This window comes from Streptomyces sp. NBC_00076 (assembly GCF_045041235.1).
Lineage (GTDB): Bacteria > Actinomycetota > Actinomycetes > Streptomycetales > Streptomycetaceae > Streptomyces.
Window position 1 is genome coordinate 7,286,498 of record NZ_CP108242.1, and the last position, 26,004, is coordinate 7,312,501.

20 protein-coding genes are annotated in these 26,004 nt (G+C 71.0%); 15 read left to right on the forward strand and 5 right to left on the reverse strand.

What is annotated here, in order from left to right:
* The first annotated feature begins 182 nt into the window (after nt 1-182).
* The 7 genes from OHA64_RS33320 (at nt 183) to OHA64_RS33350 (ending at nt 8,116) form a co-directional block, all read left to right on the forward strand.
* A complete protein-coding gene (locus OHA64_RS33320; protein WP_405619480.1) occupies nt 183-500 on the forward strand; it encodes a hypothetical protein in 318 nt (105 codons plus the stop codon).
* A 200-nt stretch (nt 501-700) separates the two neighbouring features.
* Nucleotides 701-2,944, forward strand: a complete 2,244-nt coding sequence (locus tag OHA64_RS33325) for an MMPL family transporter (RefSeq protein ID WP_405619482.1) — start codon at nt 701-703, stop codon at nt 2,942-2,944.
* Entirely contained in the window at nt 2,922-3,497 is a 576-nt protein-coding gene (locus OHA64_RS33330) for a GNAT family N-acetyltransferase (protein ID WP_405619484.1), read from the forward strand. Before OHA64_RS33325 ends, OHA64_RS33330 begins: the two co-directional genes overlap by 23 nt.
* Before the next feature lie 35 nt (nt 3,498-3,532).
* Complete coding sequence (locus tag OHA64_RS33335; RefSeq protein WP_405619486.1) at nt 3,533-4,144, forward strand: hypothetical protein; 612 nt, start codon at nt 3,533-3,535, stop codon at nt 4,142-4,144.
* A gap of 195 nt (nt 4,145-4,339) precedes the next feature.
* Nucleotides 4,340-4,525: a hypothetical protein gene (locus OHA64_RS33340; RefSeq protein WP_405619488.1), complete on the forward strand. Its 186-nt coding sequence runs from the start codon at nt 4,340-4,342 to the stop codon at nt 4,523-4,525.
* A 287-nt stretch (nt 4,526-4,812) separates the two neighbouring features.
* Entirely contained in the window at nt 4,813-7,893 is a 3,081-nt protein-coding gene (locus tag OHA64_RS33345; protein WP_405624221.1) for an AAA family ATPase, read from the forward strand.
* A gap of 34 nt (nt 7,894-7,927) precedes the next feature.
* On the forward strand, nt 7,928-8,116 hold the full coding sequence (locus OHA64_RS33350) for a DUF6191 domain-containing protein (RefSeq protein WP_405619490.1): 189 nt from the start codon (nt 7,928-7,930) through the stop codon (nt 8,114-8,116).
* A 22-nt stretch (nt 8,117-8,138) separates the two neighbouring features.
* Here the strand turns inward: OHA64_RS33350 and OHA64_RS33355 are convergent, their stop codons facing one another.
* Nucleotides 8,139-9,308, reverse strand: coding sequence for a PQQ-dependent sugar dehydrogenase (locus OHA64_RS33355; protein WP_405619492.1), 1,170 nt, complete (start codon nt 9,306-9,308; stop codon nt 8,139-8,141).
* 80 nt (nt 9,309-9,388) lie between these two features.
* Nucleotides 9,389-10,387 carry an aldo/keto reductase gene (locus OHA64_RS33360; protein WP_405619494.1) on the reverse strand — a complete coding sequence of 333 codons (999 nt, stop codon included), beginning with the start codon at nt 10,385-10,387 and terminating at the stop codon, nt 9,389-9,391.
* A 75-nt stretch (nt 10,388-10,462) separates the two neighbouring features.
* Between OHA64_RS33360 and OHA64_RS33365 the strand changes: the two genes are divergently transcribed.
* The 6 genes from OHA64_RS33365 (at nt 10,463) to serA (ending at nt 20,546) form a co-directional block, all read left to right on the forward strand.
* Nucleotides 10,463-11,416, forward strand: coding sequence for a 2-hydroxyacid dehydrogenase (locus tag OHA64_RS33365; protein WP_405619496.1), 954 nt, complete (start codon nt 10,463-10,465; stop codon nt 11,414-11,416).
* 475 nt (nt 11,417-11,891) lie between these two features.
* Nucleotides 11,892-14,897, forward strand: coding sequence for a putative bifunctional diguanylate cyclase/phosphodiesterase (locus tag OHA64_RS33370; protein WP_405619498.1), 3,006 nt, complete (start codon nt 11,892-11,894; stop codon nt 14,895-14,897).
* A gap of 237 nt (nt 14,898-15,134) precedes the next feature.
* A complete protein-coding gene (locus OHA64_RS33375) occupies nt 15,135-16,988 on the forward strand; it encodes an acetolactate synthase large subunit (protein WP_405619500.1) in 1,854 nt (617 codons plus the stop codon).
* A 20-nt stretch (nt 16,989-17,008) separates the two neighbouring features.
* Nucleotides 17,009-17,536, forward strand: coding sequence for an acetolactate synthase small subunit (gene ilvN / locus OHA64_RS33380; protein ID WP_405619502.1), 528 nt, complete (start codon nt 17,009-17,011; stop codon nt 17,534-17,536).
* A 120-nt stretch (nt 17,537-17,656) separates the two neighbouring features.
* On the forward strand, nt 17,657-18,658 hold the full coding sequence (gene ilvC / locus OHA64_RS33385; RefSeq protein WP_405619504.1) for a ketol-acid reductoisomerase: 1,002 nt from the start codon (nt 17,657-17,659) through the stop codon (nt 18,656-18,658).
* A 298-nt stretch (nt 18,659-18,956) separates the two neighbouring features.
* Nucleotides 18,957-20,546: a phosphoglycerate dehydrogenase gene (serA, locus tag OHA64_RS33390; protein WP_405619506.1), complete on the forward strand. Its 1,590-nt coding sequence runs from the start codon at nt 18,957-18,959 to the stop codon at nt 20,544-20,546.
* A 77-nt stretch (nt 20,547-20,623) separates the two neighbouring features.
* Here serA and OHA64_RS33395 read toward each other — a convergent pair whose 3' ends face one another.
* Nucleotides 20,624-22,165 (reverse strand): MFS transporter, encoded by a 1,542-nt coding sequence (locus OHA64_RS33395; RefSeq protein ID WP_405619508.1) that lies wholly within the window; start codon nt 22,163-22,165, stop codon nt 20,624-20,626.
* A gap of 97 nt (nt 22,166-22,262) precedes the next feature.
* On the opposite strand from OHA64_RS33395, the gene OHA64_RS33400 reads away from it, so the two are divergent.
* Nucleotides 22,263-22,844, forward strand: coding sequence for a TetR/AcrR family transcriptional regulator (locus OHA64_RS33400; protein WP_405619510.1), 582 nt, complete (start codon nt 22,263-22,265; stop codon nt 22,842-22,844).
* Nucleotides 22,845-22,883: 39 nt separating this feature from the next.
* Here OHA64_RS33400 and OHA64_RS33405 read toward each other — a convergent pair whose 3' ends face one another.
* Together OHA64_RS33405 and OHA64_RS33410 are read right to left on the reverse strand one after the other, a co-directional pair.
* Nucleotides 22,884-23,534: an HAD family hydrolase gene (locus OHA64_RS33405; protein WP_405619512.1), complete on the reverse strand. Its 651-nt coding sequence runs from the start codon at nt 23,532-23,534 to the stop codon at nt 22,884-22,886.
* 38 nt (nt 23,535-23,572) lie between these two features.
* Nucleotides 23,573-24,898: a PucR family transcriptional regulator gene (locus tag OHA64_RS33410; RefSeq protein ID WP_405619514.1), complete on the reverse strand. Its 1,326-nt coding sequence runs from the start codon at nt 24,896-24,898 to the stop codon at nt 23,573-23,575.
* Between the two features lie 164 nt (nt 24,899-25,062).
* Between OHA64_RS33410 and OHA64_RS33415 the strand changes: the two genes are divergently transcribed.
* Nucleotides 25,063-25,989 (forward strand): proline dehydrogenase family protein, encoded by a 927-nt coding sequence (locus OHA64_RS33415; RefSeq protein ID WP_405619516.1) that lies wholly within the window; start codon nt 25,063-25,065, stop codon nt 25,987-25,989.
* Nucleotides 25,990-26,004 lie beyond the last annotated feature (15 nt).

The following is a 26,004-nucleotide window of genomic DNA, read 5'->3' on the forward strand; positions in this document are numbered from 1 at the left end:
GAACGGGCTCCTTGAGTCCTCCGTAGGGGAATGTGATGCGTAGGAGCTCGGTCGGACCTTCAAACAATGCACCTGCTTCGGTCGGCGGCGATGTGCCGGAGACGACGGACGTCGGGACGCTAGCAGTGCGCCGTGTCACGGCGCACCCCGTTTCTCGGCCGGAGGCGCTACCCTCGCCCGCCATGAGCGGACGCGGTGATTCCGGGACCTCCGAGCCCCCTGAGGGCATGACGGAGGACTTCGCGGACCCGGTGGAGGACGCGCGGCGGGCTCGCTGGGCGGCGGCCGGGACCGGGGCTCTGCTCGCCCTCGCGGGCCTGGCAGCGTCGCTGCTCCGCCTCACGGGCTCCGTGCCGACGCTCGTCCCCGCCGCCTATGCCGTCGGCGCCGCCGTGTGCGCGCTGGCGTCGGTCCTCGGCTCCCGGGGACGTACGCGAAGGGCCCTGTGGCTGTTGGTCGCCGGTGTGATGGTGATGGCGCTGGGCGATCAGTTCGACTGATGTGACAGAGTGGCCGTTACTGTCCTGTGATCTAAATCCTATTCTTGTGAATAAGCGCACGAACGCCATAAACGATCACTTTCTGCTGCGAGAGTGGTCGTCACATTGCTCATGCGTTCTTTGCGGGCTGTTCACATCATCGAGTGTCATGAACGTCTTTTCCCGGTCAAAGATCCATACAGCCCCCCGGGAGCACGTTCGTGGCAGCCCTCGCACGCTGGTGTGTACGACGACGTCTTGTCGTCGTCCTGCTGTGGCTCCTCACGCTCGGCTCGCTGGGTACGGCCGCCGTCGTCACCGGCTCCGCCTACTCGAACGACTACCAGGTCCCCGGCACCGAGTCGGGCCGCGCCACCCAGCTGCTCCAGGACGGCTTCCCGGGTCTCGGCGGTGACAGCGACACCGTCGTCTGGCACACCACGTCCGGCACCGTCCGCGCCGCCGCCGTCGAACAGACCATGACCCGCGCCCTCGACCGGATCGAGGCCGTGCCCGGGGTCGCCGCCGTCTCCGGCCCCTACGACGGACAGGGCGGCGGCCGGATCAGCGCGGACGGGCACACCGCGTACGCCACGGTCACCTTCGACGACCCGGCCGAGAACATCGACGTGTCCGAGGCGCGGGCCGTGGTGCGGGCGGCGGAGGACGCCGAGACCGGCGGGCTGCGGGTGGAGCTCGGCGGCACCGCCATCGGGCTCACCGAGTCGTCCGGCGGGCATCTCGCCGAGGTGGTCGGCGTGGTCGTCGCCGCGGTGGTGCTGTTCCTCGCCTTCGGCTCGCTCGCCGCCTCGCTGCTGCCCATCGCCACCGCGCTGGTGAGTGTCGGCGCCGCGTACGCCGGGATCGAGCTGCTCGGACACGTCATGACCGTCGCCGACTTCGCGCCCATGCTCGGCATGCTGATCGGGCTCGGCGTCGGCATCGACTACGCGCTGTTCATCGTCACCAGACACCGGCGCGGTCTGAAACGGGGGCTGTCCGTCACCGAGGCGGTCACCAACGCGGTCGCCACCACCGGACGGGCGGTCGTCTTCGCGGGTGCCACCGTTTGCATCGCGCTGCTGGGGATGCTGATCCTCCGGCTCGGCTTCCTCAACGGCGTCGCGATAGCCGCCTCACTGACCGTCGTCCTGACCGTCGCGGCCTCCGTGACCCTGCTGCCCGCCCTGCTGTCCCTCATCGGCCCGCGCGCCCTCAGCCGACGCGAGCGGCGCCACCTCGTGGAGCACGGGCCGCAGCCCGAACTGCCGACGGGGTTCGCCGCCCGCTGGTCGGCGTTCGTGGAGCGCCACCCCAAACTGCTCGGCGGCCTCGCCCTGGGCGTCATCACCCTCCTCGCGCTGCCCACCTTCGCCCTCCACCTGGGCACCTCCGACCAGGGAAACAACCCGCGGGCGTCGACCACCCGACAGGCCTACGACCTCCTCGCGGAGGGGTTCGGACCCGGCGTGAACGGGCCCCTCACCCTGGTCACGCACGTCGACGGGGCCGAGGACAAGCTCGCCCTGGACAACCTCGACGCCACCCTCCGCAACACCGAGGGCGTCGGGTCGGTGACGCCGGTGACGTACGACACCGGCGGCGACACCGGCTACCTCACGGTCATCCCGGAGTCGTCCCCGCAGTCGAAGAGCACCAGTGACCTCGTCGACCGGCTGCGCACCGAGGTGCTGCCGCGCGCCGAGACGGGCACCTCCCTCGACGTCCAGGTCGGCGGCGTGACCGCGGGCTACGACGACTTCGCCGACGTCATCGTCGGCAAGCTGCCCCTGTTCGTCGGCGTCGTCATCGGGCTCGGCTGTCTGCTGCTCCTGTTCGCCTTCCGGTCCGTCGGCATCCCGCTGAAGGCCGCCGCGATGAACGTGGCCGCGGTCGCCGCCGCCTTCGGTGTCGTCGTCGCGATCTTCCAGTGGGGCTGGGGCAGCGAACTGCTGGGCCTGGGGCGCGCGGGCCCGATCGAACCCTTCCTCCCCGTGATCATGGTGTCGGTCCTCTTCGGGCTCTCCATGGACTACCAGGTGTTCCTGGTCAGCCGGATGTACGAGGAGTGGCTGGAGACCGGCGACAACCGGCGGGCCGTCCGCGTCGGCCTCGCCGAGACCAGCCGGGTGATCAACTCCGCCGCGGTCATCATGATCTCCGTCTTCCTCGCCTTCGTGCTCAGCGGCGACCGTGTGATCGCCATGTTCGGCATCGCGCTCGCCGCAGCCGTCGCCCTCGACGCCTTCGTCCTGCGCACGCTGCTGGTGCCCGCCCTGATGCATCTGCTCGGCGGCGCCAACTGGTGGCTGCCGCGCTGGCTGGACCGCCGTATGCCCCGCCTCAGCATCGAGCCGCCCGAATGCCGCACCGCCCATGAGAGGCTGGCCGCTGCGACGGACGCCGAGGCGGCGGACGTACTGGCGAAGGGGCAGCGGCGGGATGTACGCGATATCCCTGGGTGACGACGGAGCCGAACTGCGTCCCCTGGAGCCTTGGCACGCCGAGGAGTTCCTGGCCCACCTGGACCGGGGGCGCGAGTTCATCAACCGTTTCATTCCGTTCGGCGAGAAGGCCACCGACCTGGACGGCGCCCGCGACATGCTCCAGCGGTACGCCGACCTGCGCGCCGCCGACAGCGCCTCCCTGCACGGCCTGTGGCTGGAGGGGAAGCTCGTCGGCGGGGTGCTCTTCCTGAACTTCGACGCGGAGAACGGCAACTGCGAGGTCGGCTGCTGGCTGGAACCCGCCGGCACCGGACACGGTCTGGTCACCCGGGCGATGCGGGTGCTCCTCGACTTCGCGATCGAGCGGCGCGGCATGCACCGGGTCGAGTGGATCGCCGCCGTGGACAACCTCCCCAGCCTGAACGTGGCCCGGCGCCTGGGCATGTCCCGGGAAGGGGTGCGGCGGTCGAGCTACCCGCACCACGGCGCACGACTCGATCTCGAGGTGTGGTCCATCCTCGCCCCCGAGTGGCGCGCAGCATGCGCGCGTGGCGCACACAGCGATCATTAAGAAACTTCTCAGACAGGATCCGTACGGTGCGCACCATGGGAACCAAGACAGCTGACGAGACCGGCACCACCACGGGTGCCGAGACCACGACCGACGAGGAGAAGGTGAACGTCACCAAGGCCGACGAGGTGACGGAGTCCGAAGCAGAAGCAGGCGTCGACAGGGCGGCCGGGGACGCGGACGCCCGGGACGCGGATGTCGAGGATCTCGCTGCGGGGAAGATCGAGGACGAGCGCCCCGCGGGTGTCGGCCAGGGTGCGGGTGCGGTCGTCTCCGCCGCGCTCGGCGTCGTCTCGCTGACCGGCAGCTGGGTCGGCACGATCGCGGCCGCGCGCCAGTCGCTCGTCGGACAGATGGGCGCACAGTCCACCAACTCCTCCGACATCAGCAAGCTGCTCAAGGACGGCTACGGCGACGCCTGGCATGCCACCGCGCTGTGGGGCGGCGTCTTCGCGCTGCTCGCGCTGGTCGTCGGTGTCGTGGTGCTCGCCCGTCCCGCGTTCGGCGCCCCCGGCAAGCCGCAGGCCGTGTGGATCAAGTCGGTCTCCTGGGGCGGTGTCGCCCTCGGCGTCATCGGCCTGCTCCTGGCCGTCCTGAAGTACACCGACGTCCTGCTCGCGCTGCCGTCCGTGCCGTCCGCCGGCTGAATCACCGCAGGTCCTGAGGGGCCTTAGGGCATCCGTAAGCACCTTACGGAGCTTCTGAGGCCCCTCACGCACGTCTAAGGCCCCGGGCGCCCCCGAAGATGCGGAACTCTCCCGATGTGGCACACCCCCCTGGGAGACGAAGGTTGAGGCATCGCAACGAGCGAAGCCGAAACCGACCTTCTCGAGGGACACACCATGTACGAGTACGAGATCCACCAATTTCGTTCCGCCGAACTGATCCGCCGGGCCGAGCAGGACCGGCTGGCCCGCCGGGCCGTCCTCGGCAAGCGCGCCGCCCGCCGCGAAGCGGCCCGACGCACCGCCGAGAGCGATCCGCATACCGGCCGCCCACGCCGGCACCGGTTCGTCCGCACCGCGTGAGCGCGGGGACGGGGACGGCGACGGGGATGGGGACGGCGACGGCGACGGGGACGGGGACGGGGACGGCGACGGGGCCGGGCGACCGTATGACGCCGCCCGTCCCCGTGCGCGCCGAGGCCGTCGAGGTTCTGCCCAGTACGGGTGCCGGGTCGCCGGATCTGCCAACGCCGGGCACCGGACCGTCGGACCTGCCGAGGACGGGTGCCGAGCCGTCGGCCCTGGCGACAGCCCGCGTCGCACTGACGCATCTGTCGAAAACAGGTGCCGCTCTGTCAGACCCGCGTGCGATGCTCGGGCCCGTGGAGACCAGGTCCGTCAGTCCCGTGTTCGTCGGCCGCGCCGATGAACTGGACACATTGAACGACGCGCTCGCCCGTGCCGCCGCGGGCGAGCCGCAGGCGTTACTCCTCGGCGGCGAGGCCGGGGTCGGCAAGACGCGCCTGGTCGAGGAGTTCGCCACCGCCGCCTGCCGCCGGGGTGCCGTCGTCGCACTCGGCGGCTGTGTCGAGATCGGCGCCGACGGCCTGCCGTTCGCCCCCTTCTCCACCGCCCTGCGTGCCCTGCGCCGCGAACTGCCGGACGAACTCGCGGCCGCGGCCGCCGGCCAGGAGGAGGAACTGGCCCGGCTGCTGCCCGAACTCGGCGAGACGGGCCCCGGACGGCACGACGAGGAGGGCATGGCCCGCCTCTTCGAACTCACCGCCCGGCTGCTGGAACGCGTCGCCGCCGACCGCACGGTCGTCGTCGTCCTGGAGGACCTGCACTGGGCCGACGCTTCCACCCGCCACCTCCTCGCCTACCTCTTCCGCACTCTGCGCACCGGCCGCCTCGTCGTCCTCGCCACCTACCGCGCCGACGACATCCACCGCCGCCACCCACTGCGCCCCCTCCTTGCCGAACTCGACCGGCTGCGCACCGTCCGCCGTATCGAACTCGGCCGCTTCAACCGTGCCGAGGTCGGCCGCCAGATCGCGGGCATCCTCGCCTCCGAACCCGACCCGATCCAGGCCGACGACATCTTCGAACGCTCCGACGGCAACGCCTTCTTCGTCGAGGAACTCGCCGTCGCCGCCCACGAGGGCTCCTGCACCGGCCTCACCGACTCCCTGCGGGACCTGCTTCTGGTGCGCGTCGAGGGGCTCCCGGAGAGCGCCCAGCGGGTCGCCCGGATCGTCGCCGAGGGCGGCTCCACCGTCGAGTACCGGCTGCTCGCCGCCGTCGCCCGGTTCGCCGAGGACGACCTCATCGAGGCCCTGCGGGCCGCCGTGGGGGCCAACATCCTGCTCGCCGCGCCCGGTGGCGACGGCTACCGCTTCCGCCACTCGCTGGTCCGCGAGGCCGTCAGCGACGACCTGCTGCCCGGCGAACGCTCCCGCCTCAACCGCCGCTACGCCGAAGCCCTGGAGGCCGACCCCACGCTCGTCCCGGCCGGCGAACGCGTGATGCGCCTGGCCAGCTACTGGTACCACGCCCACGACGCCGCCAAGGCCCTGCCCGCCGTCCTGGCCGCCTCCGTCACCGCCCGCCGCCGGCACGCCTACTCCGAACAACTGGGGCTGCTGGAACGCGCGATGGAACTGTGGGACACCGCGCCCGAGGACGTCCGCGCGCGACTGCGCCCCGTCGACTACACCGAGGTCTATCCGCCCTGCGGTTGCGACCCCGCGACCACTCCGCTCCGCTACCTCGACCTGATGGCCGAGGCAGCCGTCGCCGGACGGCTGTGCGGGGAACGCGAACGCGCCCTGAAGATCATCAAGCGGGCGCTGCGACTGCTGGGCGACGAGGGCGACCCGCTGCGCGCCGCCTGGTTCTGGACCCAGCGCTCCCGCCTTGTCCAGGCGCAGTCCCGCGGCGACGGCTGGGCCGAACTGGCCACCGCCCAGGACCTCGTACGCGGGCTGCCGCCCTCGGAGGTGCACGCCGAGGTCCTCGCCAGCGTGGCCAACTGGTCCATGGTGCACGCCCCCGGCCCCGACGCCTTCACGGCCGCCGAACGCGCGGTGGAGTACGCGCGGATGCTCGGCGTCCGCGACACCGAGATGAACGCCCGCCTCACGCTCGGCGGCCTCATGGTCGAGGCCGGTGACGTGGCGGCGGGTCTCGCCGAGATGTCCGAGGTCAAGGACCGAACGGTGGAGTACGGCATCTCCACCATCGCCGGCCGTGCCTATGTGAACCTGCCCGACGCCCTCGAATCCGTCGGCCGCTCCAAGGAGGCCGTGCCGGTCCTGGAGGAGGGACTCGCCCACGCCCAGAAGTTCGGCCTGCTGGACGCCGAGGCCTGGATCTGGGGCAACCTCACCGAGACCCTCTACTCCCTGGGCCGCTGGGACCAGGCCGCCGAAGCGGGCACCAAGGCCGAACACGTCGGCCAGAGCGCCAAGCCCCGCGGCTTCCACGCCACTCTCCGCGCCGAACTCGCCCTCGACCGAGGGGACCTGACCGCCGCCGCCAGCCATCTGACCGCCGCCCGCGCCCACTTCGGGAACCACCGCGCCCCGCAGAACGAACTCCCCCTCGTGCGTGTCGCGATCGGTATCGCCGCCGCCGAGGGCCGCCTCCTCGACGCCCGCGCCGAACTCGCGCGCGCCCTGGACGCCGGCTTCCCGCCCGGCACCCAGCGCTACGTCTGGCGGATGCTGCTCGCCTCGGCCGCCGCGGAAGCCGACGCGCGCGACCTGCCCACCGTCGCACCCGGCCGCCCCGAGATCGTCGAACGCATCCGCGCCACAGCCAAGCCCCTGACCACCCATGTCCCGGTATGGCAGGCCTACGAACGCTGGGTCCACGCCGAGCTGCTACGAGCAGAGGGCGCCGCCCGAGCGGACACCTGGGCGCAGGTCGTCACCGCCTTCGAGGCCCTGGAGCGCCCCTACGATCTCGCCCGCGTCCGGCACCGCCTGGCCGAGGTCCTCCTGCTGTCGGGGGAGAGCGACGACGACCGGGACCGCGCCACGGAACTCTTGCGCCTGGCCCACGCAGCCGCCGAACACCTCGGCGCGCGTCCCCTTGCCGCATCCACCGCCCGCCTGGCCCAGCGCGCCCGCCTTAGCCTCACCGGCGCCCGCCCCCTGAACGGCGGCCGGACCGCCACCGACGGCGGGGCCGATGACGGCACCCCGGAAGACCCGGCCCGCGCCCTCGGCCTCACCGGCCGGGAACGCGACGTCCTGCGCCTGGTCTCCGCCGGCCGCACCAATCGCCAGATAGCCGAGGCGCTGTTCATCTCCCCGAAGACGGCCAGCGTCCACGTCTCGAACATCCTGGGCAAGCTCGGCGTCTCGGGCCGGGGCGAGGCGGCGGCGGTGGCACATCGTCTGGGACTGTTCGCGGCCGATGTCTCCCATGTGCCGACCTCCGGCTGAGGCGTAGGCTGCAAGTGACTGGCATGGAGGCGCCGTGTTCAACATGTTCGAGGAACTGTTCGCACCGGGCCGCAAGCACACCCGCGACGAGCAGAACCGGCTGGAACTCACCCGGGAGGACGTCGGAGACGGCGATCCCGGGCACGGGCCCATAGACCTCACGTCCGGGAAGGTCGTCGTACGACCGCCGAAGCCGGACGAGGAGCCCTCCTCGCGGGAGTGAGCGCCGGGGCCGGGGCAGGCCCTCAACGCACCTGTATCTCCAGGATCCGGTCGTCCCCGTCCTTCGGGTCCCCGCGGCCGTCCGTGTTGCTGGTCACCAGCCACAGCTTGTCGCCGCCTGCCGATACCACCGTGCGCAGCCGGCCGTACTCGCCCTGGAGGAAGGCCTGAGGGCCGGCCGAGGCCGCCGTGCCCTTGAGGGGGATGCGCCACAGACGCTGGCCCTTCAGGCCGGCCATCCAGACGGAACCCTCGGCGTAGGCGATGCCGCTCGGGGAGGCGTCGTCCGTGCGCCACTGGGCCACCGGGTTCTGGTACTCGGAGCTGTCCGACCTGCCCTCCGCGTCCGGCCAGCCGTAGTTCCCGCCCGGCTTGATCGCGTTCAGTTCGTCCCAGGTGTCCTGGCCGAACTCCGAGGCGAACAGGCGCTGCTTGGAATCCCAGGCCAGACCCTGCACATTGCGGTGGCCGTACGAGTACACGGGGGAGCCCGGGAAGGGGTTGCCCGGCGCCGGTTCGCCCTCCGGGGTCAGCCGGAGGATCTTGCCGCCCAGCGACTTGGTGTCCTGGGACAGGCCGGTGTCCCCGCTCTCGCCGGTGCCCGCGTACAGCATCCGGTCCGGGCCGAAGGCGATCCGGCCGCCGTTGTGGATCACGCCCTTGGGGATGCCCTTGAAGATCGTGTCGGGCGCGCCCAGTTGCTCGCCGGAGGGCTTCTTCTCGTCGTACAGCATGCGGACGACGCGATTGTCCGAGGCCGAGGTGAAGTAGGCGTAGACCATGTGGTCCGAGGCGTAGTCCGGGGAGATCGCGATGCCGAGCAGGCCGCCCTCACCCGCCGGGGAGACCCCCGGCACCTCGCCCAGATCGGTCTTCTTGCCCGACTGCCCGTCGATCCGGGTGATCGTGCCCTCGTCGCGGGACGAGACGAGCAGGTCGCCGTCCGGGAGGGGGGCCAGGCCCCAGGGGCTGTCGAGGCCTTCCGTGACGGTGCGCACCACCTTCACCGAACCCTTGGCGGGGGGTGCCTGCTCAGCGGGTTCCCGGGAGGCCGACGACCCCGAAGCCGTACGACTCGGTGTGGGGCTGCCGGCGCCGGACGACGGTCCGCCGCCTCCGCCGTCGGACGAGCATCCCGCCGTCAGCAGGAGGGCGGCCGCGGCCAACGCGGCCGGTACAGCTCGGTGTTGCACGATTCTGGTCCCTTCGACGGGCGGTCTCGCGGCAGGTTCTACTTGTCATACACCGCTCGCGCCTCACAGGTTCCCGATTCCTAGTCCCAGGATCCCTGTGCCCGTGGGAGCTCCGCCACTTCCGCCAGGTCCTGGGCGGTCAGGCGCAGGGTCGCCGCCCGTGCGTTGTCCGTCACCCAGCGCTCCTGCTTGGCGCCGGGCACCGGGACCACATGCCTGGCCTGGGCGAGGACCCAGGCCAGGGCCACCTGAGCCGGAGTGACGTCCGCGCCGTGGCGGCGGGCCACCCGGCGCAGACCGGCCACGATCGGCTGGTTGGCGGCCATCATCTCCGCGGTGAAGCGGGGGTGGCGGGCCCGCAGGTCGTCCCGTTCGAAGCCCTCGCCCGGCGTGAGCGTGCCGGTCAGGAAGCCGTTGCCGAGCGGCATCGCGGCCAGGAAACCGATGCCGCGGGCCTCGCACCACGGCAGCAGCGACCACGCGGCCTCCGGCGACCACACCGACAGCTCCGCCTGCACCGCGCTCACCGGGAAGACCTGCTGGACCCTCCGCAGCTGCCGGATCGTCGTGTCGTGCAGTGCGCCCTCGGACCGGCGGCCACCTCGCGGACCCATCGCGCACAGCCCCAACGACCGCACCTTTCCGGCCCGCACGAGCTCCGCCATCGCACCCCAGGTCTCCTCGACCGGAACCTCGGGGTCCGCCCGGTGCAGCTGGTAGAGGTCGATGACGTCGGTCTGCAGTCGGCGCAGGGAGGCGTCGCAGGCCCGTCGCACATAGCCCGGGCGGCCGTTGGCCACGATGTGCTGCTCGCCCACCAGCAGGCCGACCTTGGTCGACACGAAGGCGTCCTGGCGCCGTTCCTTCAGCGCCCGCCCGATCAGCAGCTCGTTGGTGAACGGGCCGTACATGTCGGCCGTGTCCAGGAGCGTCGAGCCCAGGTCCAGCGCCCGGTGCACGGCCCTGATCGACTCCTCGCCGCGCTGCCGTGACCCGCTGTACGCCCAGCTCATCGGCATGCACCCGAGTCCGACGGCTCCCACCGCGAGCGCCGCCGCGCCGATCGTCCTGCGCTCCACCTGCTCGTGACCCTCCCTCTCCTGGCCCCCAACCTAACCTCTGCGCTGCCGCGTCCCTGACATAGCCTCCTGACCATGACTGCTGCTGATGTGTGGCTCCCCGTTCCGCCGGAGGAGATCGAGGGAATCCCCGAGGGCCTGAACTACCGCTTCTGGAACGGGGAGGAGGACTTTCCCGCCGACCCCGCCGACTGCGTCTACTACGTGGTCCCCTACATGAAGCCCGTAGAGGTCGTGCTGCGACCGATGCCGCGGCTGAGCTCGGTGCAGGTCGTGCAGACCTTGTCGGCGGGCACCGACGCCGTCGAGCCGGGCCTCAAGCACCTGCGCCCCGGCGTGCGGCTGTGCAATGCCCGCGGGGTGCACGAGGCGAGCACGGCCGAACTAGCGCTCACGCTGGTCCTCGCATCGCTGCGCGGCGTACCGGGCTTCGTCCGCGCCCAGGACCGGGGGGAGTGGCGCGGCGGGTTCCGGCCCGCGCTGGCGGACCGGAACGTCCTGGTCGTGGGATACGGCTCGATCGGATCAGCGATCGAGGACCGGCTCGTTCCGTTCGAGGTGGCGCGTGTGGCGCGCGTCGCGCGCTCCGGGCGCACCACGGCGCGCGGACCCGTGCACCCACTCACCGAACTCCCCTCCCTGCTGCCGGAGGCGGACGTCGTGATCCTGTCCACACCGCTCAGCGAGACCACCCGCCACCTGGTGAACGCCGACTTCCTGGCCCGTATGAAGGACGGCGCGCTGCTGGTCAACGTGGCCCGCGGCCCCGTCGTCGACACCAAGGCACTGCTCGCCGAGCTCGAGAGCGGCCGCCTCACCGCCGCCCTCGACGTCACCGACCCCGAGCCGCTGCCCCCGGGCCACCCCCTGTGGCACGCGCCCGGCGTGCTCATCAGCCCCCACGTCGGCGGACCCACGTCCGCGTTCCTGCCGCGCGCCAAGCGGCTCCTCGTGGACCAGTTGAACCGATTCGTGAACCAGGAGCCGCTGCGCAACGTGATCCTCACGACGGGCGCAACCGGCGCCTGACGCCCACGGCTTGAGCCCCACGCGCGCGATCCGCGCGACGGGCGCAACGGGCGCACAATCCGTTTCCGGCACCCTCCGCAACCTTCCGGACGCGGTCCGTGCCCGCATCGCCGCTGGTCGTCACGGAGCGTAGAGGAACTATGTCCCTGAGTGACGATACTGGTGTATCGTCCCGACAGGGGCTGCGCCGAGAGCCATTCGGCGCCGGGGATGGACATTGCAGAATGTGAGGGGGGCGACGGGCGATGCACGGCCTATGGACGAACGATCCGACGCGGCGAGGCCGCCGGCGACGACCCTGGAACACGGCCGCGCATGGACGCGGTCACCACGGCAGCCACCACGACGGGCATGCCGGACCCCCCGGCCATCAGCATCACAGCCACCACCGCGGGTACGGCAGCCGCAGTAGGCACGCGCACCCAGCGCACCGGGACCCGAGGGACCTCAGGGCGGCGCGGACCGGGAGGGCCCGGTGAGTTCGCCCCCGTCCTCCACGACCACCCTCGACTCGGCGCCGCGGGTCCGGCGCGTAACCGGCCCGTCGACCACCCGCCCACCGGCTTCGGGCAGCGGATCGAGCATGGTCCGCCAACTCGTGCTGGCCCTGGTGTGCGCCGGATACGCCCTGGGTTCCGCGCTCGGCTGGGGCTCGCGCGAAGCCGCCCTGATCATGGGTGACTTCGGGCTCAGTGCCGCGGCGGGCGCCGGGGCCGTCTCCTGCTTCCTCTACGCCCGAAGCCGCCGGATCCGCTTTCGCCCCGCGTGGATGCTGTTCGCCCTCTCGTCGACGATGGCGGCCCTGGGCAACCTGGTGTGGGGGTGGTACGAGGTCGTCCTCGGTATCGAGGTGCCCAGCCCCAGCTACGCCGACCTGTTCTTCCTGTGCTTCGCGCCACCCGCCATCGTGGGACTGCTGGTGCTCGCCAAGCGGCCGGTGACGAAGGCAGGTTGGGTCTGTCTCGGCCTGGACGCCTGGCTGATCGGCGGCTCCCTGCTCACGCTCTCCTGGAGCCTGGCCCTCGCGCAGGCGGCCAGGGTCGAGGGGTCGAGCGTTTCGCACGCCGCGCTCTCGCTCGCCTATCCGCTGCTGGACATCGCCCTGGTCAGCATGGTGCTCGCCCTGCACTTCAGGCGCTCGGCGGTGAACCGGACGGCGGTCAACACCGCGATCGGGGCGCTCGCCCTGACCGTGATGTGCGACGCCCTGTTCACCTCGCCATTGCTGCACCACACGTACCGCTCCGGACAGCTGCTCGACGCCGGCTGGTTCGCCGGCTCGCTGCTGCTCGCGTACGCCCCCTGGGCCGCGTCGGAGTCCGGGGCCGACGCCGACCGTCCACCCCCGCCCGGGGGCACCCGCGTGGTGCGCGAGCACCTGCCCGGACAGCGTCCCGGCCCGAACCACCATCCCCCCGCGCAGGGAGATGATCCCAGCCGGTACCCGACCGCCCGGCCCATCGCCGGCTCCCTGGCCGCCCTCACGCCCTACCTCGCCGCCGCCGTCTGCACCCTGGGGATCCTCTACAACGTCCTCAACGGCCGCAGCGTCGACCGCGTGGTGCTGCTCACCGGCGGCACGGTGGTGCTCGCTCTCGTGGTGCGCCAGGGCATCATGCTGCTCGACAACATCACCCTCACCCAGGAACTGGCGCAGCAGGAGAACCACTTCCGTTCTCTGGTGCAGGGCTCCAGCGACGTCATCATGATCGCCGCACCCAACGGCATCCTGCGTTACGTCTCCCCGGCCGCCGCCGGAGTGTACGGGTGCCCCGCGGAGGAGCTCGTCGGCACGGAACTGGCCGGACTCATCCACCCGGAGGACCTGGGCTGCGTGGTGCACGAGGTGCGCCGCTTCCTCGCCGCCAGCCCCCTGGAGGAGCCCACCACGCGCATCGAATGCCGCTTCCGGTCCGGCGAGGGCGGTTGGCTCAATGTCGAGTCCACGGTCAACCGTCACCACGGCGGCCTCATCTTCAACAGCCGGGACGTGACCGAGAGGGTCCGACTGCAGGCGCAGCTCCAGCACAACGCCGAGCACGACCCGCTGACCGACCTGCCCAACCGCGCCCTGTTCACCCGGCGCGTCCAGCAGGCCCTGTCCGGCCGCCGCGCCTCGGACCGGGGCGCCGCATTGCGCGGCACGGCCGTGCTCTTCATCGACCTGGACGGCTTCAAGGCCGTCAACGACACGATCGGGCACCAGGCCGGCGACGAGCTGCTGGTCCAGGCCGCCCGCAGGCTCCAGGACGCCGTCCGGCACGGGGACACCGCGTCCCGGCTCGGCGGCGACGAGTTCGCGGCCCTGATCGTCGGCGACGGCACCCGTGACCGCCCCGCCCGCGAACGTCACATCCTGGAGCTCGCCGACCGCCTCCGGACCAAGCTCTCGCAGCCGTTCCTCATCGACGGCAACGATGTCCGGGTCAACGCGTCCATCGGCGTCGCCTTCGCCGAACCGGGCCTCGGCGCGGGCGAACTGCTGCGCAACGCGGACCTCGCGATGTACCGCGCCAAGGCGGGGGGCAAGGGCCGAGTCGAGTTGTACGCCCCACAGATGCAGCAGGACGTCGTACGGAAGGCCGAGCTGGCCACGCGTCTGCGGGCGGCGCTGCACGACGGCGAGTTCACGCTGCTGCACCAGCCGGTGGTGTGCCTGGAGGACGGCCGGATCACCTCGGTCTCCGCCCAGGCGCGCTGGCGCTCCTCCCAGGGCGTGCTGTTCACGCCCGCCGAGTTCCTGCGGGTGGCCGAGGACAGCGACAAGACCGCCGAGCTGGGGCGCTGGATGCTGGAGGAGGCCGTCGAGCGGGCGGCCGAGCGGGCGGCGGCCGGCCTGTCCGTACCGGTGGCGGTCCGGATGGGCGCGCGCCGGCTGCTGGACCGCTCGATGCCGCTCGGCTCGACCGAGGCTCTGCTGACCCGGCACGGACTGCCGTCCGGCTCCCTGGTGATCGAGCTGGCCGACATCGACCCCCGGGTCCCCCTGGACGAGCTGGAGCGTCGACTGAGCGCGTTGCGCAGGCTCGGGGTCCGGATCGCTCTGGACGGCTTCGGAAGCGGATACGCGGCCATCACGGCCCTCAGGCGACTCCCGGTCGACGTGCTGAGACTCGACCACGGCCTGGTCGAAGGTGTCGTCGAGTCCGCGCGGCTGCACAAGATCACCAGTGGGCTGCTGAGGATCGCCGGGGATCTCGGGCTGCAGTCCGTGGCGGACGGCGTGGACCTGCCGGAGCAGGTCGTGGCGCTGCGCGCGATGGGCTGCACCCACGGGCAGGGCATGGCGTTCTCGGGTCCGCTGGACGAGCACCGGCTGCGCCGGGCGCTGAGTTCCGGCCACTGCCCGGCGCCGCACGGCCCGGCCGAGCCCGCGTTCGCGGGCGGCGGCGCGGGGGTGTACACCACAGGCGTGGTGTCGGTTCTCGGATGCGGCACGGCCCTCCGCTCACATAATGAGACTCCCGTCCCACCCACTTGACAGTAGGTGCGTGCCGGGGGGAGGGTCAGTGCCATGCGCACCCGAATTCTCGTACTTGGAAAGCGCGTCGGCTGACGCTGGTGACCTCCGGACGGACCCGGAACTCCCAGCGACCCCACCCGGCGCGCTCCCCTCGCTTGCCTTATGGCACGAGGGGTTTTTTGTTGCACAGACACCTCCTGTGCGGCAGCCGAAAACCGCACAAACTTCGCAAAAACCCTCAGCATCGAGAAGAGAATGCCGATGACCGAGCAGGCCACCGGGGCCCATCACCCGCAGCCGCGGCCCCGATCCGGAGGACAGTCCGCCCCCGAGCACGTCACGGGTGCGCAGTCCCTCATCCGCTCTCTCGAGGAGGTCGGGGCCGACACGGTATTCGGCATTCCCGGCGGTGCGATCCTTCCCGCGTACGACCCGCTGATGGACTCCACCCGGGTGCGCCACGTCCTGGTCCGCCATGAGCAGGGCGCAGGACACGCGGCCACCGGTTACGCGCAGGCCACCGGCAAGGTCGGCGTCTGCATGGCGACCTCCGGTCCCGGTGCCACGAACCTGGTGACGCCGATCGCGGACGCCCACATGGACTCGGTGCCGCTCGTGGCGATCACCGGGCAGGTGGCTTCCAAGGCGATCGGCACGGACGCCTTCCAGGAGGCGGACATCGTCGGCATCACGATGCCGATCACCAAGCACAACTTCCTGGTCACCAAGGCCGAGGACATCCCCCGGGTGATCGCGCAGGCCTTCCACATCGCCTCCACCGGCCGGCCCGGCCCGGTCCTGGTCGACATCGCCAAGGACGCCCTCCAGGCGCAGACGACCTTCTCCTGGCCCCCGGTCATGGACCTGCCCGGCTACCGCCCGGTGACCAAGCCGCACGCCAAACAGATCCGCGAGGCCGCCAAGCTGATCACCGCCGCGCAGCGGCCGGTCCTGTACGTCGGCGGCGGCGTCCTGAAGGCCAAGGCCACCGCCGAGCTGAAGGTCCTCGCCGAACTCACCGGAGCGCCCGTCACCACCACCCTGATGGCGCTCGGCGCATTCCCCGACAGTCACGAGCTGCACGTGGGAATGCCGGGCATGCACGGTGCGGTCACCGCCGTCACCGCGCTGCAGAAGGCCGACCTGATCGTCGCCCTCGGAGCCCGCTTCGACGACCGCGTCACCGGCAAGCTGGACAGCTTCGCCCCGTACGCCAAGATCGTCCACGCCGACGTCGACCCGGCCGAGATCGGCAAGAACCGCGCCGCGGACGTGCCGATCGTCGGTGATGCCCGCGAGGTCATCGCGGACCTGGTCCAGGCCGTGCAGAAGGAGCACAGCGAAGGCCACCGGGGCGACTACAGCGCTTGGTGGAAGGACCTCAACCGCTGGCGCGAGAACTATCCGCTGGGCTACGACCAGCCCGCGGACGGATCCCTCTCGCCGCAGCAGGTCATCGAACGCATCGGCCAACTCGCCCCGGCGGGCACGATCTTCGCGGCGGGCGTCGGCCAGCACCAGATGTGGGCCGCCCACTACGTCCAGTACGAGAACCCGGCGACCTGGCTGAACTCCGGCGGCGCGGGAACGATGGGCTACGCGGTCCCGGCCGCGATGGGTGCCAAGGCCGGCGCGCCCGGACAGACCGTCTGGGCGATCGACGGCGACGGCTGCTTCCAGATGACCAATCAGGAGCTCACCACCTGCGCCCTGAACAACATCCCGATCAAGGTCGCCATCATCAACAACGGCGCCCTCGGGATGGTCCGCCAGTGGCAGACCCTCTTCTACAACCAGCGCTACTCCAACACCGTGCTGCACTCGGGCCCCGGGGCCAGCGGCAAGGAGCCGAGCGCCGGCACCCGCGTCCCCGACTTCGTGAAGCTGTCGGAGGCCATGGGCTGCTACGCGATCCGCTGCGAGTCGCCGGAGGACCTCGACAAGGTCATCGAAGAGGCGAACTCGATCAACGACCGCCCGGTCGTCGTGGACTTCATCGTCCACGAGGACGCGATGGTGTGGCCGATGGTCGCCGCCGGCACCTCCAACGACGAGATCATGGCCGCCCGGGACGTCCGCCCCGACTTCGGCGACAACGAAGACGACTGAGCGAGAGAGACCCAAGAGACATGTCCAAGCACACGCTCTCCGTCCTGGTGGAGAACACGCCGGGCATCCTGGCCCGGATCGCCGCCCTGTTCTCCCGTCGCGGCTTCAACATCGACTCGCTCGCCGTCGGTGTCACCGAGCACCCCGACATCTCCCGCATCACCATCGTGGTGAGTGTCGTGGACGAACTGCCGCTGGAGCAGGTGACGAAGCAGCTCAACAAGCTCGTCAACGTGCTCAAGATCGTCGAGCTGGAGTCCGGATCGGCCGTCCAGCGCGAACTCGTTCTGGTGAAAGTGCGCGCCGACAACGAGACGCGCTCCCAGATCGTCGAGATCGTCCAGCTGTTCCGCGCCAAGACCGTCGACGTCTCCCCGGAGGCCGTCACCATCGAGGCCACCGGCTCCAGTGACAAGCTGGAGGCCATGCTGAAGATGCTCGAGCCGTACGGCATCAAGGAGCTAGTGCAGTCCGGCACCATTGCGATCGGACGCGGCGCCCGTTCGATCACGGACCGGTCGCTGCGCGCCCTGGACCGGTCGGCGTAAGACAGCGGAAACGGGCGGTCGCCGCTGTCGGCCGCCCGTATACCGAGACCCCGAAACTTCCCTTCCGCCCTCCGTCATACGGTGGGACGCAACACCTGCACACCAAGGAGAGAACCCAAAGTGGCCGAGCTGTTCTACGACGCCGACGCCGACCTGTCCATCATCCAGGGCCGCAAGGTCGCGGTCATCGGTTACGGCAGCCAGGGCCACGCCCACGCGCTGTCGCTCCGTGACTCGGGTGTCGACGTGCGTGTCGGTCTGCACGAGGGCTCCAAGTCCAAGGCGAAGGCCGAGGAGCAGGGCCTGCGCGTGGTGACCCCGTCGGAGGCCGCCGCCGAGGCCGACGTCATCATGATCCTCGTGCCGGACCCGATCCAGGGCCAGGTCTACGAGGAGCACATCAAGGACAACCTGAAGGACGGCGACGCGCTGTTCTTCGGTCACGGCCTGAACATCCGCTTCGGCTTCATCAAGCCCCCGGCCGGCGTCGACGTCTGCATGGTCGCCCCGAAGGGCCCGGGCCACCTGGTCCGTCGCCAGTACGAGGAGGGTCGCGGCGTTCCCTGCATCGCGGCCGTCGAGCAGGACGCCACCGGCAGCGCCTTCGCGCTGGCCCTGTCGTACGCGAAGGGCATCGGCGGCACCCGCGCCGGCGTCATCAAGACGACCTTCACCGAGGAGACCGAGACCGACCTGTTCGGTGAGCAGGCCGTCCTCTGCGGTGGCACCGCGGCTCTGGTCAAGGCGGGCTTCGAGACCCTGACCGAGGCGGGCTACCAGCCGGAGATCGCCTACTTCGAGTGCCTGCACGAGCTGAAGCTGATCGTCGACCTCATGTACGAGGGCGGCCTGGAGAAGATGCGCTGGTCGATCTCCGAGACCGCCGAGTGGGGCGACTACGTCACCGGCCCGCGGATCATCACCGACGCCACCAAGGCCGAGATGAAGAAGGTCCTCGCCGAGATCCAGGACGGGACCTTCGCCCAGGCCTGGATGGACGAGTACCACGGCGGTCTGAAGAAGTACAACGAGTACAAGACCCAGGACTCCGAGCACCTGCTCGAGACCACGGGCAAGGAACTGCGTAAGCTCATGAGCTGGGTGAACGACGAGGACGCGTAACACTCGGTGAGGTTCGGCCGTGACGTCGGGCCCGCCCGGGCCGCGGCCGAACCGTCCACCGGGGGTCCGACGCGGGGCTCGGCCCCGGACCCCGCCCGGCACGCCCGAGGGGCCGGCTTTCCCGTCCGAGTGATCCTTTCTCGGGCAACGCGAGACGGCCCCTGCCGCGCCACTACACTGCCGTACTACATACGCGTCAGGCCCACAGCGTCGTGCGTCTTCCACGCGGCTAGCACCCCTCCACCGCCTGCGGCCGTCGGGACGGCCGTCCGCACGCAATGGACTTGTGAGGACTCACGTGAGCTCGAAACCTGTCGTACTCATCGCTGAAGAGCTGTCGCCCGCGACTGTCGACGCGCTCGGCCCGGACTTCGACATCCGGCACTGCAACGGCGCCGACCGGGCCGAGCTGCTGCCCGCCATCGCCGACGTCGACGCGATCCTGATCCGTTCGGCCACCAAGGTCGACGCGGAGGCCGTCGCCGCCGCGACCAAGCTGAAGGTCGTCGCGCGAGCCGGCGTCGGCCTGGACAACGTCGACGTCTCCGCCGCCACCAAGGCCGGCGTGATGGTCGTCAACGCCCCCACCTCCAACATCGTGACCGCCGCCGAGCTGGCCTGCGGTCTGCTGCTCGCCACCGCGCGCCACATTCCGCAGGCCAACACCGCGCTGAAGAACGGCGAGTGGAAGCGCAGCAAGTACACCGGTGTGGAGCTCGCGGAGAAGACCCTGGGTGTCGTCGGCCTCGGCCGTATCGGCGCGCTCGTCGCCCAGCGCATGTCGGCCTTCGGCATGAAGGTCGTCGCGTACGACCCCTACGTCCAGCCTGCCCGAGCCGCGCAGATGGGCGTGAAGGTCCTGTCCCTCGACGAGCTGCTCGAGGTCGCCGACTTCATCACCGTGCACCTGCCGAAGACCCCCGAGACCCTGGGGCTCATCGGTGACGAGGCGCTGCACAAGGTCAAGCCGTCGGTGCGGATCGTCAACGCCGCGCGCGGCGGGATCGTCGACGAGGAGGCGCTGTACTCCGCCCTCAAGGAGGGCCGGGTCGCCGGTGCCGGTCTCGACGTGTACGCCAAGGAGCCCTGCACGGACTCCCCGCTGTTCGAGCTCGACCAGGTGGTGTGCACCCCGCACCTCGGCGCGTCCACCGACGAGGCGCAGGAGAAGGCCGGTATCGCCGTCGCCAGGTCGGTGCGGCTCGCCCTCGCCGGTGAGCTGGTCCCGGACGCGGTGAACGTCCAGGGCGGTGTCATCGCCGAGGACGTCAAGCCGGGTCTGCCGCTCGCCGAGCGCCTCGGCCGCATCTTCACCGCGCTCGCGGGCGAGGTCGCGGTCCGCCTCGACGTCGAGGTGTACGGCGAGATCACCCAGCACGACGTGAAGGTGCTGGAGCTGTCCGCCCTCAAGGGCGTCTTCGAGGACGTCGTCGACGAGACGGTGTCGTACGTCAACGCCCCGCTGTTCGCGCAGGAGCGCGGCGTCGAGGTGCGGCTGACCACCAGCTCGGAGTCCAGCGACCACCGCAATGTCGTCACCGTGCGGGGCACGCTCGGCAACGGCGAGGAGGTGTCGGTCTCCGGCACGCTGGCTGGCCCGAAGCACCTCCAGAAGATCGTCGCGGTCGGTGAGTACGACGTCGACCTCGCGCTCGCCGACCACATGGTGGTGCTGCGGTACGAGGACCGGCCCGGTGTCGTCGGCACGGTCGGCCGGGTCTTCGGCGAGGGCGGGATCAACATCGCCGGTATGCAGGTCGCCCGGGCCGCGGCCGGCGGCGAGGCGCTCGCGGTGCTGACCGTCGACGACGCGGTGCCCGCCGGGGTGCTGGCGGAGGTCGCGGAGGAGATCGGGGCGACGTCCGCGCGTGCGGTGAACCTGGTCTGAGACAGCCGTCGGCCGGGGTGAGAGTGGCCGGGGGCAACCGCCCCCAGACTCCCGCTTCGGCCTGAACGGCCCCGTCGTCACACGCCGGACGGGCTGAGGTCACTCAGCTCCTCCGGCGTTTTGCTGTGCGGCCGGACCTTCCGCAGTGTCACCGCCGCCAGCACCGCCGCTCCCGCCAGCACCACCGCACCCGCGATCGCCGCACCCTGCATCCCACTGGTGAACGCTTCCCGTGCCGCCGCGGCCAGGCCCGGGACCCGGTCCGCGACAGCCAGTGCCCCGCCCAGCGTCTCGTGGGCCGGCGCCGGCGCCGAGGCCGGGATCTCGTGGCGGTAGATCGCCGTGCCGATGGCCCCGAGGACGGCCATGCCGAGAGCGCCGCCGAACTCCGTGCCGGTCTCCATCAGCGAGGACGCGGTGCCCGCCCGTTCCACCGGCGCGGTGCCCATCGCGAGGTCCATGATCTGGGACATCACGGTGACGCCGCCGACCGCGAGGACACCGCAGGACGTCAGCACCAGCCACATCGAGTCCGTACCGGCGAGGGCCAGCAGCGCGAAGCCGCACGAGGCGATCGCGAAGCCCGCGGTGACGACGTGGGCGCGGTCGACGCCCCGCTGGACCAGGGCGGCGGCGACCGGCGCCGCGGCCCCGATCGGCAGCGAGGGCAGCAGCGCCCACAGGGCCGCCTCCAGGGCGCTCTTGTCGAGCACCGACTGCAGGTACTGCGTGGTGAAGTAGGCCGACCCCATGAATCCGAACGCCGAGACGAGGTTCAGGGCCACGGACGGCGCGAAGCCGCGGCCGCGGAACAGGGCCGGGTCGATCATCGGTGAAGCCGTGGTGCGCTGGCGGTGGACGAAGAGGGCCGCGAAGAGCAGACCGACGGTGATCGAGACGACGTAGCGGACGTTCCAGCCCTCGGAGGGAATCTCCTTCAGGCCGTAGATCACGGGGAGTACGGCGGCCATCGACAGCGGGACGCTCAGCCAGTCGAAGCGGCCGGGCGCGGGGTCCTTCGACTCGGGCAGCAGGATCGGGCCGAGGACCAGCAGCAGGGCCAGCGCCGGCAGGTTGACCAGGAAGACCGAGCCCCACCAGAAGTGCTGGACCAGGATGCCGCTCATCACCGAGCCGAGCGCGATGCCGGCCGTCATCACGCCGGACCACAGGCCGATCGCCTTCGCCCGCTGGCCCGGGTCGGTGAACATCGTGCGCAGCAGCGCCATCGTCGAGGGCATCAGGGTCGCGCCGCCGATGCCGAGGACCGCGCGGGCCGCGATCAGTGTCTCGGCGCTGTTCGCGTACGCCGCGACCAGTGAGGCGGCGCCGAAGGCGGTGGCGCCGATCAGGAGCAGCCTGCGGCGGCCGATGCGGTCGCCCAGCGAGCCCATCGTCATCAGCAGGCCGGCCAGCACGAACGCGTAGATGTCGAAGATCCACAGCTGCTGGGTGCCGCTCGGTTCCAGGTCGGCGCTGATCGCCGGGATGGCGAAGTAGAGGACCGAGACGTCCATCGAGACCAGCAGCAGCGGCAGCATCAGCACGCCGAGGGCGGTCCATTCGCGGCGGCCGGCCCGGACCGGGGGCGGGGTGGTGCTCGTCGGGTTCGTCGTCATGCCGAGGAATGTACGCACGTCTTAAACGCTTGTCTAGAACGGTTGTGTAATACGTACGTCTAGGACGGTTGTATGGGGCGGCGGTAGGGTGGACCGCATGGGACACCGTGAGGATCTGCTCGAAGGCGCCAAGCGCTGCCTGTTGCAGAAGGGATTCGCGCGGACGACGGCGCGCGACATCGTCAAGGAGTCGGGGACCAACCTGGCCTCGATCGGCTATCACTACGGCTCGAAGGACACGCTGCTGGCGCAGGCGTACGTGTCACTGGTCGAGGGCATGGGCGACGCCTTCGAGGGGGACGGGACCGCCCTGAGCGCCGAGCCAGGCTCACTCGAACGGTTCCAGGAGGTGTGGTCGAACGTCATCGCCACCATGCGGGAGCCGGGCTCGCTCTGGCACCTCAGCATGGAGATCGTGGTCATGGGTGACCAACTCCCCGAGGTGCGCGACCACTTGGCGCGGGCCCAGCGGGAGGCCGGGCGCGGGTTCGTGCCCATGCTCATGGGCGGACGCGAGGAGGACGTCTCGGACGAGACCGCCGACACCCTCGGCATGTTCTACGTGACCCTCATGACGGGCCTCATCGCGCAGTGGACCTTCGACCCGAAGACCGCGCCCGGTGCGGAGCAGATCGCGGCGGGGCTGCGCCAGGTGATCGCCGCGGCCACGAAGAGCTGATCCGCCCGGACCACCATGTCGCTGGTCTCCTCGGCGGCGTCACCCCTTGACGCCGACGACCTGGCGGATGGCGGTGGCGGTGTCCCGGGCGATACGGGTGGGCCGGTAGCCGACCTCGGTCCACGGCAGGCCGCCCGACACCCACACGCTGTGCGCGTCGACACCCTTCGCGCCCCGGACGTCGGCGTGCGGTGAGTCGCCGATCATCCAGGCGCCGCCCAGCTGTGCGCCGACCAGGGACGCGGCCGCGTGGAAGATCTCCGGAGCGGGCTTCTTGTGGCCGACGGCCTCGGAGACCACCCAGCCGTGGACGAGCCGGTCCAGCCCGGTGGTCCGGATCTTCGTCTCCTGCTGGGCGACGCGGCCGTTGCTGACGATCACGCAGGTCCAGCCGGCCGCGACGGCCTCACCGAGAGCACGGTGGGTCGGCTCCGGCAGGGTGACGCGTTCGGCGGCGCCGTGGTCGAGCAGGGCGTGCACGGCGGAGTCGGGGACCGCGGCGCCGTAGCGGTCGATCATGGCCCGGGCGACGTCCGGGCGTGGCGTGTAGCCGCTCGCGTCGAGGGCCAGCAGTCGGGGGAGATCGTCGGCGGGCAGCGCGTACTCGGCCAGGAACGACGCGAGCGCCTCCCGGAAGGCGGCGTCCCGGTCGACCAGGGTGTTGTCGAGATCGATCATCAGCAGGCGCATGTCTGTAGCATCCCGCGGCGCGGCCGTCCCGGACGTGCCTACAACCGTGCCCGCTTCAACACCATGTGCAACAACAGTCGGTCCTCGCCGTCGTCCAGATCGAGACCGGTGAGCTTCTCGACCCGGGACAGGCGGTAGTAGAGGGTCTGGCGGTGGATACCCAACTCGGCGGCGGTGCGGGCGGCCTGGCCGGCGCAGTCCAGGTAGAGCTCGGTGGTGCGGGCCAGTTCGCGGTGGGCGGGGGACAGGAGCGCACGTACGGCGGGGTCCTGGGCCGTCTCCGGAGGCAGTGAGGTCAGCAGGCGGTACGGACCGATGTCCGCCCACTCGGCGACCGGCCCGAACCGCGGTTCCGCCAGGGCCGCTCGGGCGGCGGCCGAGGCCTCACGCCAGGCGGCGCCCAGCTCGGCGAGGCCGACGCGGGCGACGGCGATACCGGCGCCCACCGCGCCGACCCCGTCGCCGGACGTCACCGGGTCCACCGGCCCGCTCCCCGTTGCGGTACCGGCGACTGACGGTCTGCCCCCGGCGCCGCCGCCCGTGACCTGCGTCCCGCCCACGCCTCCGGTCGGTGATCCCGCCCGCTCCAGCAGACGTCCCGCTGCCGACGTCGCCGGTGTCAGGACGTCCGGTGCGCGGAGCCGGACCAGCAGGGCGAGGGAGTGGGCCGTCGCTCCCCAGGGCACCGTGCACAGGGCCGTCGCCCCCGGCACCGTACGGACGGACGGGGCGTCCTCAGGGTCGGCCGACGGCCACGGGGCCACGCAGACCACGGTGTGGAGGGTGTCCGCGCGCGGTCCGAGGGCCGTGCGGAGTTCGGCGACGGCCATGTCGTGCTGCCAGCCCCGCTCGGCGATGAGGACCGCCCGCAGTTCCCTGCTCAGATCCGCGCCGTGCTGCGCCTCGTCCGCGAGCAGCGCGCCGATGCGGGCCGTCACCTCCATCGCCGCCGCCAGCTGCCGCTCGGTCGGCCCCGGGTCGTCGTCCAGCAGCCAGACGTAACCGAGCACGACACCCCGATGGCGTACGGGAAGGCAGATCCGCCCCCGGTGGACGCCCGCCTCGGGGGTCGGCGGGATGCGGACCGGCCCGGTCGCCCGGGTGATGCCGAAGCCCTCGAACCACGAGCGGACGGCGGCCGTGGAGCGCCGCGCGAGGATCGAACGGGTGCGCACGGGGTCCAGCGCCGAAGCGTCCAGGTCGCCCTCACTGTCGTACGCACCGAAGGCGATCAGCTCGAAGTCCCGGCTCTCCAGGGTCGCGGGAGCGCCGAGGAGCTCGGAGATCTCGTCGACCAGCTCCTGGTAGTCACTCACGTTCCTGAAAGGCGCAGCGTCCGACGTCACCCAGGCATTCTCCCCCATCGGCGCGAGGCCTTCATACATCTGTCTGAGATCCAGGCCACGAATGCGTGACAGCTGTCGATGGCACACGATCGGAGAGATCCTTAGGTTTCACGGTGGTTCCCCGTGCCGTTCCCGAATCTTCGGGTATCGGCCTCATCCGGGTTGGTATGTGGAGGTGCCCCGTGCTGGGTCCCGTGATTCTCGCCGCGTCGCGCAGCGACCTGATCCGAAGCCTGATCTCGGCGGCCCCGATGACCAAGCAGGTCGTCGACCGCTTCATCCCCGGCGAGACCGTCGACGAGATCGTGTCGATCGTCCGGGACCTGACCGACAGGGGCCTGGAGCTGACGATGGACGTCGTCGGCGAGGACATCACCACGCCCCGACAGGCCGCCGCCGCCCGGGACGCCTACCTGGAGCTCGTGGACCGGCTCAAGGGGCTGGAGCTCGGCACCCGCGCCGAGATGTCCGTCAAGCTGTCCATGTTCGGCCAGGCGCTCGACGGCGGTCACGAGCTGGCCCTCGCCAACATCCGTCCCGTCGTCGAGGCCGCCGCGGAGATCGGGACGACCGTCACCCTCGACGCGGAGGACCACACCACCCTCGACTCGATGTTCGCCATCCACGAGGACCTGCGGAAGGACTTCCCGCAGACCGGCTGCGTCATCCAGGCCTACCTCCACCGCACCGAGGCAGACGCCCGCCGCCTCGCCGCGAACGGCAGCCGCGTGCGGCTGGTGAAGGGTGCGTACAACGAGCCCGCCGAGGTCGCCCACCAGCACAGGCACGAGATCGACAAGGCGTACGTGCGGATCCTGAAGATCCTGATGGAGGGCGAGGGGTACCCGATGGTCGGGTCCCACGACCCGCGCCTCATCTCCATCGCCCAGGAACTCGCCCGGCAGGCCGACCGCAAGCTCGACGAGTACGAGTTCCAGATGCTGTACGGAATCCGCGGCGAAGAGCACCTACGGCTCGTCGCCGAGGGCCACCGCATGCGCGTCTACACCGCCTACGGCACCGACTGGTACGGCTACTTCATGCGGCGGCTGGCGGAGAAACCGGCCAACCTGCGGTTCTTCGCGCGCAGCATGATCACCAAGGGCTGAGCCCCGGAAACACAC

What these genes read in the sequence shown, in the direction of transcription:
- OHA64_RS33320 (WP_405619480.1), top strand. Translation starts at nt 183, where the DNA reads ATGAGCGGACGCGGTGATTCCGGGACCTCCGAGCCCCCTGAGGGCATG.
- OHA64_RS33330 (WP_405619484.1), top strand. Translation starts at nt 2,922, where the DNA reads ATGTACGCGATATCCCTGGGTGACGACGGAGCCGAACTGCGTCCCCTG.
- OHA64_RS33335 (WP_405619486.1), top strand. Translation starts at nt 3,533, where the DNA reads ATGGGAACCAAGACAGCTGACGAGACCGGCACCACCACGGGTGCCGAG.
- OHA64_RS33340 (WP_405619488.1), top strand. Translation starts at nt 4,340, where the DNA reads ATGTACGAGTACGAGATCCACCAATTTCGTTCCGCCGAACTGATCCGC.
- OHA64_RS33345 (WP_405624221.1), top strand. Translation starts at nt 4,813, where the DNA reads ATGCTCGGGCCCGTGGAGACCAGGTCCGTCAGTCCCGTGTTCGTCGGC.
- OHA64_RS33365 (WP_405619496.1), top strand. Translation starts at nt 10,463, where the DNA reads ATGACTGCTGCTGATGTGTGGCTCCCCGTTCCGCCGGAGGAGATCGAG.
- OHA64_RS33375 (WP_405619500.1), top strand. Translation starts at nt 15,135, where the DNA reads ATGCCGATGACCGAGCAGGCCACCGGGGCCCATCACCCGCAGCCGCGG.
- ilvN (WP_405619502.1), top strand. Translation starts at nt 17,009, where the DNA reads ATGTCCAAGCACACGCTCTCCGTCCTGGTGGAGAACACGCCGGGCATC.
- OHA64_RS33395 (WP_405619508.1), bottom strand. Translation starts at nt 22,165, where the DNA reads ATGACGACGAACCCGACGAGCACCACCCCGCCCCCGGTCCGGGCCGGC.
- OHA64_RS33400 (WP_405619510.1), top strand. Translation starts at nt 22,263, where the DNA reads ATGGGACACCGTGAGGATCTGCTCGAAGGCGCCAAGCGCTGCCTGTTG.
- OHA64_RS33405 (WP_405619512.1), bottom strand. Translation starts at nt 23,534, where the DNA reads ATGCGCCTGCTGATGATCGATCTCGACAACACCCTGGTCGACCGGGAC.
- OHA64_RS33410 (WP_405619514.1), bottom strand. Translation starts at nt 24,898, where the DNA reads ATGGGGGAGAATGCCTGGGTGACGTCGGACGCTGCGCCTTTCAGGAAC.